At 51.0% G+C, this 13,739-nt stretch carries 11 protein-coding genes; 5 read left to right on the top strand and 6 right to left on the bottom strand.

Annotation, left to right across the window (positions count from 1 at the left end):
* Positions 1-139: 139 nt before the first annotated feature.
* The 5 genes from hslU to priA all read right to left on the bottom strand — a co-directional run bounded on the left by hslU (position 140) and on the right by priA (position 6,849).
* On the bottom strand, positions 140-1,471 hold the full coding sequence (gene hslU / locus J1C60_RS17885; protein ID WP_128175529.1) for an HslU--HslV peptidase ATPase subunit: 1,332 nt from the start codon (positions 1,469-1,471) through the stop codon (positions 140-142).
* An 11-nt stretch (positions 1,472-1,482) separates the two neighbouring features.
* Positions 1,483-2,013, bottom strand: coding sequence for an ATP-dependent protease subunit HslV (gene hslV, locus J1C60_RS17880; protein ID WP_004154863.1), 531 nt, complete (start codon positions 2,011-2,013; stop codon positions 1,483-1,485).
* 90 nt (positions 2,014-2,103) lie between these two features.
* A complete protein-coding gene (gene ftsN / locus J1C60_RS17875; RefSeq protein WP_128175530.1) occupies positions 2,104-3,063 on the bottom strand; it encodes a cell division protein FtsN in 960 nt (319 codons plus the stop codon).
* A 340-nt stretch (positions 3,064-3,403) separates the two neighbouring features.
* Complete coding sequence (gene cytR / locus J1C60_RS17870; protein ID WP_128175532.1) at positions 3,404-4,441, bottom strand: DNA-binding transcriptional regulator CytR; 1,038 nt, start codon at positions 4,439-4,441, stop codon at positions 3,404-3,406.
* Positions 4,442-4,653: 212 nt separating this feature from the next.
* On the bottom strand, positions 4,654-6,849 hold the full coding sequence (priA, locus tag J1C60_RS17865; protein ID WP_128175534.1) for a primosomal protein N': 2,196 nt from the start codon (positions 6,847-6,849) through the stop codon (positions 4,654-4,656).
* Positions 6,850-7,187: 338 nt separating this feature from the next.
* On the opposite strand from priA, the gene rpmE reads away from it, so the two are divergent.
* Positions 7,188-7,400, top strand: a complete 213-nt coding sequence (gene rpmE / locus J1C60_RS17860) for a 50S ribosomal protein L31 (protein ID WP_128175536.1) — start codon at positions 7,188-7,190, stop codon at positions 7,398-7,400.
* A gap of 94 nt (positions 7,401-7,494) precedes the next feature.
* Positions 7,495-8,394, top strand: a complete 900-nt coding sequence (locus J1C60_RS17855) for a LysR family transcriptional regulator (RefSeq protein ID WP_128175538.1) — start codon at positions 7,495-7,497, stop codon at positions 8,392-8,394.
* An 11-nt stretch (positions 8,395-8,405) separates the two neighbouring features.
* On the opposite strand, the gene metJ is transcribed toward J1C60_RS17855, so the two are convergent.
* Positions 8,406-8,723: a met regulon transcriptional regulator MetJ gene (gene metJ / locus J1C60_RS17850; protein WP_128175540.1), complete on the bottom strand. Its 318-nt coding sequence runs from the start codon at positions 8,721-8,723 to the stop codon at positions 8,406-8,408.
* 286 nt (positions 8,724-9,009) lie between these two features.
* On the opposite strand from metJ, the gene metB reads away from it, so the two are divergent.
* The 3 genes from metB (at position 9,010) to metF (ending at position 13,737) form a co-directional block, all read left to right on the top strand.
* Positions 9,010-10,170: a cystathionine gamma-synthase gene (gene metB / locus J1C60_RS17845; protein ID WP_128175542.1), complete on the top strand. Its 1,161-nt coding sequence runs from the start codon at positions 9,010-9,012 to the stop codon at positions 10,168-10,170.
* A 2-nt stretch (positions 10,171-10,172) separates the two neighbouring features.
* A complete protein-coding gene (locus J1C60_RS17840) occupies positions 10,173-12,608 on the top strand; it encodes a bifunctional aspartate kinase/homoserine dehydrogenase II (protein ID WP_128175544.1) in 2,436 nt (811 codons plus the stop codon).
* Positions 12,609-12,831: 223 nt separating this feature from the next.
* Positions 12,832-13,737 (top strand): methylenetetrahydrofolate reductase, encoded by a 906-nt coding sequence (metF, locus tag J1C60_RS17835; RefSeq protein ID WP_128175546.1) that lies wholly within the window; start codon positions 12,832-12,834, stop codon positions 13,735-13,737.
* Positions 13,738-13,739: the final 2 nt, after the last annotated feature.

Raw genomic sequence — 13,739 nt, 5'->3', positions numbered from 1 at the left:
AGCACTAAAGAGTTATATTGCGATGGCGTACACGGAGGGTAACATCGGAGTTTTAGGGAAAAAAGTATGCTCTGGATACGTCAGAGGGACGTCACAGAAAGCAGGAGGGCTTGCACCCTCCTGGTCCCGGGGTTAAGCGTTACAGAATGAAACGGCTAAGATCTTCATCTGCTACCAGCTCATCCAGATGCTTACCGACATATTCTGCATCAATGGTAACTGAGTCACCGTGGCGATCGCTGGCATCATAGGAAATATCTTCCATCAGGCGCTCAAGCACGGTATGTAAACGACGGGCGCCGATATTTTCGGTCGTTTCGTTCACTTGCCATGCGGCTTCCGCGATGCGACGGATGGCATCATCGGTGAAGTCAATGTTAACGCCTTCTGTTCCCATTAACGCCTTATACTGCACGGTGACTGAAGCATTTGGCTCAGTAAGAATGCGTTCAAAATCATTGACCGTTAACGCCTGCAGCTCAACTCGAATCGGTAAGCGACCCTGCAACTCAGGAATGAGATCCGACGGGCTGGCAACCTGAAAAGCACCGGATGCAATAAACAGGATATGGTCGGTTTTCACCATGCCGTGCTTGGTCGAGACAGTACAGCCTTCAACCAGTGGCAGCAGATCGCGCTGGACACCTTCGCGTGAAACATCCGGACCGGAAGATTCGCCGCGTTTACAGATTTTATCAATCTCATCGATAAACACGATACCGTGCTGTTCGACAGCATCAATAGCTTCCTGTTTCAGCTCTTCAGGGTTAACCAACTTGGCCGCTTCTTCCTCAACCAGCAACTTCATCGCGTCTTTGATTTTCAGTTTCCGCGGTTTCTGTTTCTGACCTCCGAGGTTCTGGAACATCGATTGTAACTGGCTGGTCATCTCTTCCATGCCCGGCGGTGCCATGATCTCAACACCCATTGGCGCAGCAGCCAGGTCGATCTCAATTTCTTTATCGTCCAGTTGGCCTTCACGCAACTTCTTGCGGAAAGACTGACGAGCAGCTGAAGGCTCCGCAGCGGTTTCTGATTGGCCCCAGTTATTTTTTGCCGGTGGGATGAGCACGTCGAGAATGCGTTCTTCGGCCATTTCTTCCGCACGATAACGATTCTTTTCAATCGCCTGAACGCGCACCATTTTCAGCGCGGCATCGGTCAGGTCGCGAATAATGGAGTCCACTTCCTTACCGACATAGCCAACTTCCGTGAATTTAGTCGCCTCAACCTTAATGAACGGGGCATTTGCCAGCTTTGCCAGACGACGTGCAATTTCGGTTTTACCTACGCCGGTTGGACCAATCATCAGAATATTTTTGGGCGTTACTTCGTGACGCAGTTCTTCGTCCAGTTGCATGCGACGCCAGCGATTGCGCAGGGCGATAGCGACGGCGCGTTTGGCGCCATCCTGGCCGATGATAAATCTGTTCAGTTCACTGACGATTTCGCGTGGGGTCATTTCAGACATTGTTGGGATCCTTACGCTTTGGACGGTAATTCTTCAATGGTGAGATTATGGTTGGTATAGATGCAGATATCACCTGCGATGCCCAACGCTTTTTCAACTATATCGCGAGCGCCAATATCGGTATTTTCCAACAGGGCACGTGCAGCTGCCTGAGCGTAAGGTCCACCCGAACCAATGGCGATAAGGTCATTTTCAGGCTGGATGACGTCCCCGTTGCCAGTAATGATAAGTGATGCATTCTCATCGGCAACGGCCAACAGCGCTTCAAGTTTGCGTAGCATGCGGTCGGTACGCCAGTCTTTCGCCAGTTCTACGGCGGCCTTCACCAGGTGCCCCTGATGCATTTCCAGTTTTCGTTCGAAGAGTTCAAACAGAGTAAAGGCATCTGCAGTGCCGCCAGCAAAACCAGCGATCACTTTGTCGTTGTAGAGACGACGCACTTTCTTAACGTTGCCTTTCATCACGGTATTGCCGAGAGTAGCCTGGCCATCACCGCCAATCACTACCTGGCCATTGCGTCGCACACTTACTATTGTTGTCACGGACAGACCCCTTGTTGCAGTCGGAAGATGTCCCCGTACGGGTGAGTACGGGGCATAGTGCAACAATATATGGGGCGGTTTTGAGGTGTTTCAACCCCCCACGGAGAGCGGAATACAGTTTGAATGGCCAGAACTGCGTAGGCTTCTCAGAGTACTGTCAGCAGATGCACGGTTGTTATAAGGACCCACCACGACACGATTCCAACCGCCGCCGGTAGTAATTCGGCTTTCAAACCCTTCGAATGCTAACTGAGCCCGTACTGATTCAGCCTGATCGGTGCCCTTAAACGAACCGCACTGTACCATCCAGCTTTGCGATTTTGGCTTATCTTCTTTAACTTTCGCCGTTTCCTGTGGTTTCGGCTTGGCAATTTCCTGCGGTTTCGGTTGCGGTTTGGCAACTTCCTGCGGTTTTGGTTTCGGCGCTAGTGGCGCAGGAGGCGCTGAAGCCTGGCGAACAGGTTCGCGTGTTACTGGTGCGGCAGGCTGTGTTTGCGGCATACGCGACTGCTGCTGCAAAGCGTTTGGCTGCTGCTGTATTTTTTGCTGTTGAATCTGTTGCTGGCGCTGGACCTGCTGCTGACGCTGAATGGTCTGCTGGCGTTGAGCCGGTGTTTGCTCATTCCAGGGGACTTCGTTCAGTTGAGTCGGCTGCTGACGCATGTCAGCCTGCATTTGCTCCAGTAGCTGACGCTGTTCATCGGTCAGCTGCGTTTGCGAATGGACTTCTCCACCTGCAGAGGGTTCTGTAGGCACAGGTACCCCAATCTGGCGATTCTCCAGCTCTTTAATATAGCGCCAGCGCTCTTCCGGTTTAGGCGGAAGGCCATTACCTGCCGCTTTATGATTAGGAATGACGGGCGCATCTTCTTTTTTATGATGGGCGATAAACCACAAACCGCCGATGAATGTCACCAAAACAGCAGCAGCCAGCACCATCATTAATTTAGATACACCCGAACCACTGCTGCGCTTTTTGCCGCGACTATTGTTCTTTTTGCGACGCGTCCCTGTCGAACGCCCGCGGCCTACATAATCTTTTTGTGCCACTATCGTTCCGCTAATATCAAATAAGAAGATGCCTGCCGGGCAATCATTGGCGATGAACGAGAAAAGACACCGCTTTTCCCGTGAGCCCGACTATCAGCCCGTCATGTTACTCAAGGGCTGGAAGTTTGACCAGCGGTGAGTCGCTTAAGAATTTACTGAAACATGCCGTTTGCTTATAAATTCGGATTATTTACAGCTGCTTTATTGCAAACTATGCGTTTGTTCACCTGATTAATTTGCGTGTTTCCGGGGCCGATTTTTACGCTACAGGCCAGCATCAGCGCTTCTTAGGCGATTAAGCCAGCGTGCTCCGGAGCGCCACTTCTGCAACTCATATTGTTCAGGATTTATAACGTACGGTATGTGTCGTACTTCCCCTGACTTTTAACTCAAAGTCGAGCAGGCGAGACCCATTGCTCACGTTTTTACCATGGAGTTGTTCCAGCAATAACAATGTTGCTTCGCGACCAATACTAAAACGTGGCTGCGCAACGGTGGTAAGCGGGGGATCGCTATAACGTGATAACTCAATATCATCAAAACCGACCAGAGACAGGTCCTCCGGGATACGTAACCCCATCATTTTTGCCTGGGACATCGCGCCCAACGCCATGATATCGCTGTGGCAAAATAGCGCATCCGGTGGCTGTGGCTGCGTCATTAGCTGTTTCAGCGCCGCAGCACCAGCTTCGAAGGTAAAATCCCCCCTTACGATATAGCCTGGTTCGACGGTAATACCGTTACGGCGCAGAGCCTGAATATAGCCCTGAAGGCGATAATGGCAGAGCGGCATCTCTTCGGGACCTGCAATACAGGCGATGCGGCGATGTCCCAGTTTATGCAGATGGTTCACGGCTTCAAATGCGGCTGTCAGGTTATCGATATGGACCGTTGGCAGCTCCATTTCGGGTGCAAATTCATTGGCCATGACCATAGGCGGAAGATTACGCTGTTCTTCTACACCAGTATCAAATGGAACCTGCGATCCCAGCAGCACCATGCCATCAATCTGGCGTGTGAGCATCAGGTTCAGAAACGATTTCTCCTGCTGATTTTGATGGGCGCAGTCTCCGATGAGCACCAGGTAGCCTTCAGCTGCCGCAGTAATTTCGACCCCGCGAATAATTTCGCTAAAGAAGGGATCGCAAATATCCGGTACGATAACCAGAATCGTGCGTGATTCGCTGCGTCTGGCGTTACGTGCTAGCGTATGTGGCGAGTAGCCTACGTCAACCACGGCCTGCTCTACTTTCTGGCGCGTCGCGGCTGAAACTTTCTCCGGGTTCATCAGTGCACGTGAAACCGTTGCAGTCGATACACCTGCTCTTTCAGCCACATCTTTCATGGTGACCGTTGCCGTTTCTTGATTGTGCTCCAATGCTTCTCTCCTCACGCCAGCAACGCTGGCCTGACCTACTGAATTTCTCGTTAATCCATTGCAGTCGTGTCACAAATAACGCCAGTAACTGACGGTTATCACATTCTTAACAGATTGTGTCTGCATGCTGTTACTTAATTTGCATAAAAATTGTGACTTGTACGACTTTTTACGATCCATCTCGCAGAACTGGCATCGGATAACTTTTGTGGTTAGCTTTCCGTTGGATCCACATCAAGTGTCCACTTGACCTTGCGGGACATCGGTAGCGTATTAACGAGTGGCAGGCTGGCTTTTAGCAGACGCTGTAAGAGAATACGCGAAGGATGCTGTAGCAGTAATTGCCAGCGATAGCGCCCGCTGCGTTTTGCCTGTAGAGCGGGAACCGGTCCCATCACCCAGAGTGCATCATCTTTTAGCGGGCTGGCTTCAAACAAATTGCGTAACTGATGTAAGAATTCTGCGGCTTGTTGATTATCGTGATCTTCCGCGCGGAGCAGTACGTGGCTGGTAAAAGGTGGTAGAAAGACGGATTTACGCTCACGTAGTGCCTGTCTGGCGAAGGCATCGTAGCCGTGGTGCAATAAAGTTTGCAGCAATGGATGCTCGGGATGATGCGTTTGCAGTAAGACTTCGCCCTGTTTACCGGCGCGCCCTGCTCGACCTGCCACCTGCGTATAAAGTTGGGCAAAGCGCTCGGCGGAGCGAAAATCGGCTGAAAATAGCGCACCGTCGACATCCAGCAGTGACACTAACGTGACGTCGGGAAAGTGATGGCCTTTTGCCAGCATTTGTGTACCGATCAGGAGGCGTGCACCACCACGATGAACTTCAGCCAACTGTTGTTCCAGCGCGCCTTTGCGACTGGTCGTATCGCGATCAATACGTGATAACGGCACGTGAGGAAACAATGTGCTGAGGTTATGCTCAAGCTGCTCGGTGCCCAAGCCAACCGGCACCAGATGAGTTGAGCCACACTGTGGGCATTGATGCGGTATGGGGCGTTGGCTATCACAGTGATGGCAGCGTAACTGGCGTTGGGCCTGATGTAGCGTGTAGTAGTGATCGCAGCGCTGGCATTCCGCTATCCAGCCACATTCATGGCACAGCATCGCCGGAGAGAAACCACGACGATTGAGAAAAAGCAGAACCTGATTATCAGCTTGTAGATGTTGTTGGATTTTTTTGATCAGCGCTGGCGAAAGTCCACCTTGTAATTTTATGCCTTTTAGATCGATAAGTTGTTGTGTTGCTTGTCGGGCATTACCGGCGCGTTTGCTGAGCGTTAGTTGACGATATTTACCAGCCTGTACGTTATGCAGTGTTTCCAGGGCGGGCGTGGCCGATCCCATAACAATCGGAATATCTTCTTCACGGGCACGGAATACAGCGAGATCGCGAGCCTGATAACGCCAGCCTTCCTGTTGTTTATAAGAGCTATCGTGCTCTTCATCAATAACGATGATCCCGAGGCGGGCAAAAGGTGTAAACAATGCGGAACGGGTGCCGATGACGATAGCGGTTTCGCCACTGCGGGCCCGCAGCCAAACGGCGAGTCGTTCACTGTCATTAAGGGCGGAATGCAGTACATCTACGGGCGCACTGAATCGTTCACGAAAACGGGCAATGGTTTGCGGCGTCAGACCGATTTCCGGTACCAGAATTAGCGCCTGTCGTCCGTCTGCCAGTACGTTCTCAAGAATGCTGAGATAGACTTCCGTCTTACCTGAACCTGTAATCCCCGCCAGCAGCCATGCGGCGAAGCGATCGTCTTCACTACGAATCGCGCCAACGGCTGTGGCTTGTTCTGTATTCAGTCGCAGACGCTCACCATTTACGGTGAAATGAGCGCGCCAGTCGATCTGCATCCGTGAATGTTCACGCAGATCGCTTAACCCCTTGGCACGTAAAGACTGCAAAGTAGCATCGGTGATGTCATGCTGCGTGATTTCATGACGGTAAATGGTACGCTGCCGCAGTGCGGCCAACGCCTGTTGCTGCTTGGGGGCGCGTTTCAGGCTTTCTGGCGAGGTTTCTCGTCCTTGCTCAGTAATAAACCATTGCCAAAGTGGTGCTTCTTTAGCGGGTTTTCCCTGGCGTAGTAGTACCGGTAAGGCATGAAAAAGCACTTCACCCAGAGGAAAATGATAATAATCGGCTGCCCAAAGCAGAATGCGCCAAAGCGAAGGAGGATAGAGTGATTCGTTATCCAGTACGTCATGTACCGCTTTAAGCTGGTCCATTGGGAAATCACTGCTTTCTCGGATACCCACGACAATCCCCACCGCTTTACGCTTCCCAAAGGGCACGCTAACACGGCCGCCAACTGCCACCTTGATGTGGGCAGGAAGCAGATAATCAAAATTGCGGGCAAGCGGAACGGGAAGTGCAACCTGAACGACGGGCATGTATTCATCCGGATGAAAAAAATGACGAGATAGTGTACACTGTGTCTTCTGAAATGTGCGGATCCGATTGCAGTGAACGCTTATTTTCTGTATAGTTCGCCGCCTTTGATACCGAGTTTCAGTATCAATGATACCGATACCTGTCACACTTCAAGCTGCATGTGCGTTGGCTTTCTTCGCTCATCCCGTCACTGACTTTAGTTAGTTACAGGGAATTTGCTGCGTTATTGCCTTCCTGCAACCTGAATTATTCAGGGTATAATTTTTAATCTCGTGTGGTGCCGGTGCAGGATCTTTCCTGGCACGGGAGAGCGACACGGCCTTTACTGAGGTTTCCCATGCAAAAAGATATTCACCCAAATTACGTTGAAATTACTGCAAAATGTTCTTGCGGTAACGAAATCAAAACCCGCTCTACCGTGGGTCGCGATCTGAACCTGGATGTGTGTGGTCAATGCCACCCATTCTACACCGGTAAGCAGCGTGATGTTGCCAGCGGTGGCCGTGTTGATCGCTTTAACAAGCGCTTCAGCATCCCAGGCAGCAAGTAAGATTGCGTGCAGGCGATGGCAATTTAGCCTCGCCAGCAACACAAAAACCCGGCTTCGGCCGGGTTTTTTGTTATTAAAGCCTGGAGGTTCATGGATGACGTTTCACTATTCACTGGCGCAAATCGAAGCGTTTGCCTGCGTGTATGAATGCGGTAATTTTACCCGCGCTGCACGAAAATTAAGAAAGGATCGAACCACAGTTAGCGAGCTGGTAGCCTGTTTGGAACTGGATTTAGGCTATGCGCTATTTGAACGTACAACGCGCCCACTCGCGTTGACGGCACAGGGACAGTTGCTTTATCGGCAGGCGAGGCTATTTTTGCTGGAGGCCGAGGCCTTTGGTCAGGTTGCTGCAAACCTGGAACAACCCTCACAACACACATTGACGCTGAGCTATGATGTGTTCACCCCGCGTGACAAGTTGATGAGGGCGGTTGTGCAATTGCACGCTCAAGGTATTCAGTTCCACTTGCTCTGCCAAAGTCGACGTCTGGCAGAAGTCGGGCTCCTTAGCGGGGATGTGGATATTGGTATTTACCAGGCAATGTATAAAGCGGTTAGCGAGAGTTTTAAATGGCGAGCGATCGATACTTTGACGCTTGGCGTATACGCCCACCAAAATTTTTTCCCTTCACAGCCGGTTTCTTTACTGGCGCTGGCGTCGCGTAATCAATTGATCCCCTATGAAGACATGCCTTCACAGCTTGCGCAATGGATGCAAATTGCCGATCGTTTTCAGGTCGTGGGTGAGCAGAGTATGTTGGCGGCGTTACTGGCGGAGCAGCAGGGTTGGGCGATGTTACCTGAACACTGGCATACGGATAGACAGCCCGATGTGGTGCAGGTAGCCACTGAAATGGGTGAGGTGGGGTTAACTCATCCGCTGGTTATATTGTGGCAGCCGGGTGAAAAGGCTTGCTCCACCCTGATGGCTGCCATTGACACAATTGTGAGTGTGTTTGGTGATGCCTCTCCTCATCAGATAACCCAATGAGGGGGAAAGAATTAATACTCCCAGGTATCGGGATCGACACCCATTTCCCGCATAATCACTTTTGCTGCTTCCGGGATTTCATCGCTACGTTCTTTGCGTAAATCCACATCATCCGGCAGAGGTTGCCCGGTAAATGCGTGCAGGAATGCCTCACACAGTAGCTCACTATTGGTGGCATGACGTAAGTTGTTGACCTGACGGCGGGTGCGCTCATCAGTCAAAATCTTTAAAACTTTAAGCGGGATTGAAACCGTAATCTTTTTGACCTGCTCGCTTTTCTTACCGTGCTCAGCGTAAGGGCTGATATATTCGCCATTCCATTCAGCCATGGGCTACCTTAATCATCATCATAATAAAAAGTGAAACTGCCGGAAATCAGTCGATTATGCCCGATTTTTCCGCTTCCCACTAATGAATGTCAGCATTTGATGCTTAACATCACATAAGCAGTGTTATGCGCGAGTTTCGCCGGACTATGGCGCATAATCTTAGCGGTTATTCGCGCTTTGCTCAATCTATACGCAAAGACATTTAGATGTCCAGATGTATTGACGTCTATTTAAGTAATGCTATTCTACTCGCCTTCACCTATTCATCAGTCAGGAACAGAGCGCCATGACGCGGAAACAGGCAACTATCGCAGTACGCAGCGGTTTGAATGATGACGAGCAATATGGCTGCGTTGTCCCCCCTATTCATCTCTCCAGTACTTATAATTTTACGGATTTCAATGAGCCGCGCACGCACGATTATTCGCGCCGGGGTAACCCAACCCGCGATGTTGTACAACGTGCATTAGCCGAGTTGGAGGGCGGTGCCGGTGCGGTCATGACCAATACCGGTATGTCGGCTATACATCTGGTTTGTACCGTCTTCCTGCGACCTGGCGATCTGTTGGTTGCACCACATGACTGTTACGGTGGAAGTTATCGACTCTTTGATAGCATGAGTAAGCGAGGAGCTTATCGCGTTAAATTTGTCGATCAAAACGATGACGCCGCTTTAGCGGCTGCATTAGCAGAAAAACCTAAGCTGGTACTGATTGAAAGTCCCAGCAATCCATTATTACGGGTTGTGGATATTCCCGCTATTTGCCATGCGGCGCGTGAGGCTGGCGCGGTGAGCGTAGTGGATAACACCTTCCTGAGTCCTGCGCTCCAGAACCCATTGGCGCTGGGTGCCGACCTGGTCCTTCATTCTTGCACTAAATATCTGAATGGTCACTCGGATGTTGTGGCTGGAGCAGTGATTGCGAAAGAGGCCGCGACTGTAACGGAACTGGCATGGTGGGCGAATAACATTGGTGTGACGGGGGCCGCGTTTGACAGCTATTTACTGCTGCGTGGTTTGCGTACTCTGGCGCCACGCATGGCGGCCGCGCAGCGTAACGCGCTCGCTATTATTGATTACCTAAAGCAACAACCTTTAGTCAAAAAGTTGTATCATCCTTCACTGCCGGAAAATGCGGGCCATGAGTATGCGGCACGACAGCAGCGCGGCTTTGGTGCCATGTTAAGTTTTGAACTGAATGGTGATGAGCAAACGCTACGTCGTTTCCTGAAAGCACTGGAACTGTTTACCCTGGCAGAGTCGTTAGGTGGTGTAGAAAGCCTGATTTCTCATACTGCAACTATGACCCACGCGGGCATGTCCGCTGAAGCGCGTGCTGAAGCGGGTATTTCAGAAATGCTGCTACGTATTTCTGTTGGCATTGAGGATCACGAAGATTTAATAGCCGATCTGGATAACGCATTCCGGGTTGCAGCCAAGAGGTAATCATGAGTATTTCAGCAGTAGCAAGGGTGCCGGGTTTACGGCAATTGCATAAATTTGGTGGTAGTAGCCTGGCTGATGCTAAATGCTATCAACGCGTGGCAGGCATTATGGCGGATTACAGCCAGCCTGGCGATCTGATGGTGGTGTCTGCCGCGGGCAGCACGACTAACCAGCTGATTAACTGGCTGAAGTTGAGCCAAAGCGATCGGCTGTCTGCGCATCAGGTGCAACAGACGTTGCGTCGTTACCAAATTGAACTGATGAGCGGGTTGTTATCTGCTGAAATGGCTGAGCCCATGATCGCTGCATTTGTTCACGATCTGGAAAGGCTTGCGGCACTGCTGGATAGCAAAATGACGGATGCCACTTATGCCGAAGTGGTTGGCCATGGTGAAATTTGGTCCGCACGTCTGATGGCGGCAGTGTTGAACCAGTACGATCAGGAAGCCGTTTGGCTGGACGCACGCGACTTCCTGAGGGCCGAACGTGCGGCACAGCCGCAGGTTGATGAAGGGAAATCCTGGCCTTTATTACAACAATTAATGGCACAGCATCCTAACAAGAAGCTGGTAGTGACCGGGTTTATCTGTCGTAACGATGCGGGTGAAACTGTATTACTGGGCCGCAATGGGTCTGACTACTCTGCGACCCAGGTAGGGGCGCTGGCGGGTGTATCACGTGTGACCATCTGGAGTGATGTGGCAGGCGTTTACAGTGCCGACCCCCGTAAAGTTAAAGATGCCTGTTTGCTGCCGTTATTACGTCTGGATGAAGCCAGCGAGCTGGCTCGTTTAGCCGCACCGGTACTGCATACGCGCACTTTGCAGCCTGTCTCTGCAAGCGATATTGATTTGCAACTACGTTGTAGCTATCAGCCAGAGCAGGGATCAACGCGTATTGAGCGCGTACTGGCTTCGGGAACTGGCGCGCGTATTGTGACCAGTCATGACGATGTCTGCCTGATTGAGTTTCAGGTCCCACCACATCACGATTTTTCCGGATTACATAAAGAAATCGACCTGTTACTTAAGCGTGCCCAGCTCCGCCCGCTGGCAGCTGGCGTGCATCCGGATCGTAACCTGCTACAACTTTGTTACACCTCAGAAGTAGTGAATAGCGCGTTGGAAATACTGCAGGACGCCGGCTTGCCCGGTCATTTGCAACTGCGTGATGGGCTGGCATTGGTTGCTATGGTTGGGGCGGGCGTTAGTCGTAATCCGTTACATAGTCATCGTTTTTGGCAGCAGATTAAAGACCAGCCGATAGAATTTATCTGGCAGTCAGAGGATAGTATCAGCCTGGTGGCGGTGTTGCGTATCGGGCCAACGGAACATTTGATTCGTGGGCTGCACCAGTCGTTATTTCGGGCTGAGAAACGTATCGGTTTGATGCTGTTCGGCAAAGGTAATATTGGTTCGCGTTGGCTGGAGTTGTTTGCTCGCGAGCACGAAACGCTTTCCGCCCGCACCGGTTTCGAATTTATTTTGGCTGGAGTGGTGGACAGTTGCCGCAGTCTGTTGAGTTATGAAGGATTAGACGCCAGCCGGGCGCTGGCTTTTTTTGAAGATGAAGCGGTTGAACAAGATGAGGAGTCGCTGTTTCTGTGGATGCGAGCGCATCCGTTCGATGATCTGGTGGTGCTGGATGTGACCGCCAGTGTGCCATTGGCAGAACAGTATCTCGATTTCGCCAGCCATGGTTTCCATGTCATCAGTGCTAACAAAGTCGCTGGCGCGTCAAACAGCAATCACTATCGCCAGATCCGGGATGCTTTTACCAAAACGGGACGTCACTGGTTGTACAATGCTACCGTGGGTGCCGGTTTACCGGTGAACCACACGGTGCGCGATCTGCGTGAAAGTGGTGACAGCATTTTAGCTATCAGCGGTATTTTCTCCGGTACGCTCTCCTGGCTGTTCCTGCAATTTGACGGCACGGTACCCTTTACCGAACTGGTTGACCAGGCCTGGCAGCAAGGACTAACCGAGCCTGACCCGCGTGCTGATCTTTCAGGTGAGGATGTTATGCGTAAACTGGTTATTCTGGCGCGGGAAGCTGGCTACGACATCGAGCCGGATCAGGTCAGGGTTGAATCACTGGTACCGACGGGATGTGAAGAGGGGTCTGTCGATCATTTTTTTGACCACGGCGATGCGCTGAATGAACAAATGCTGCAACGCTTTGAGGCCGCACAGGAGATGGGATTGGTACTGCGTTATGTTGCCAGGTTTGATGCTAACGGCAAAGCGCGCGTGGGTGTTGAAGCTGTGCGACCGGAACATCCGCTCGCCTCTTTGTTACCCTGTGATAATGTTTTTGCTATTGAAAGCCGTTGGTATCGTGATAACCCTTTAGTGATTCGCGGGCCCGGTGCCGGACGCGATGTCACCGCTGGTGCGATTCAGTCAGACATTAACCGCCTGGCGCAACTGCTTTAGTTCCCCTGGGGCAGCATGAGGTTGCCCCTGAATATTCCCAGCCGCTGTACCTCTTTTAGATGAATTTCATTCAACCGGAATGAAAACTTGTCACGCTTATCGATCAATTTTCTGTTGACGTCATAAGCAATATCCGTCATTTTGACTGTCTGGACGTCTAAACGTATGGATGTTTATTTGCTAGCGCGATAATCATAAGCAGCGATTGATGAGGTAATTGAGTATGAGTTTTTTTCACGCCAACCAGCGCGAGGCGCTGAATCAAAATCTGGCAGAGCTGAACGGGAAAATTAATGTTTCTTTTGAATTTTTCCCGCCGCGCACGAGTGAAATGGAACAAACTCTCTGGAGCTCAATCACGCGCCTTAGTAGCCTGAAACCAAAATTTGTTTCTGTTACCTATGGTGCAAATTCAGGCGAACGGGACCGTACCCATAGCATTATTAAAGATATTAAAGAGCGTACGGGGCTTGATGCTGCACCTCATCTGACTTGTATTGATGCTTCTCGTGATGAGTTGCGCGGCATTGCGAAAGATTACTGGAACAACGGTATCCGCCATATCGTCGCGTTACGCGGTGATTTGCCACCGGGCGGGGGCAAGCCGGAAATGTATGGCGTGGATTTGGTTGCGTTATTACGCGAAGTCGGCGAATTCGATATCTCGGTTGCTGCTTATCCCGAGGTGCATCCTGAAGCGAAAACTGCACAGTCAGATTTGATTAACTTAAAACGTAAGATTGATGCCGGGGCGAACCGCGCTATCACGCAATTCTTCTTTGATGTAGAAAGTTACCTGCGTTTTCGCGATCGCTGTGTATCAATTGGCATTGATGTGGAAATTGTACCGGGTATTCTGCCGGTGTCTAACTTTAAACAGCTACAGCGTTTTGCCACTATGACTAATGTCCGAGTGCCTGGCTGGATGAGCGCCATGTTTGAGGGATTAGACGATGATCCTGAAACTCGCAAAATGGTGGGGGCTAATATAGCGATGGATATGGTGAAGATCCTCAGTCGCGAAGGCGTAAAAGATTTCCATTTTTACACGCTGAACCGCGCTGAGATGAGTTATGCCATTTGTCATACGCTGGGCGTGCGTCCGGATACTGTTCCTCATGTTGCCTGACG

It is taken from the genome of [Pantoea] beijingensis (genome assembly GCF_022647505.1).
In the GTDB taxonomy this organism is placed as follows: Bacteria; Pseudomonadota; Gammaproteobacteria; order Enterobacterales; family Enterobacteriaceae; genus Erwinia; species Erwinia beijingensis.
This window is presented reverse-complemented; position numbering and strand designations above follow the sequence as displayed.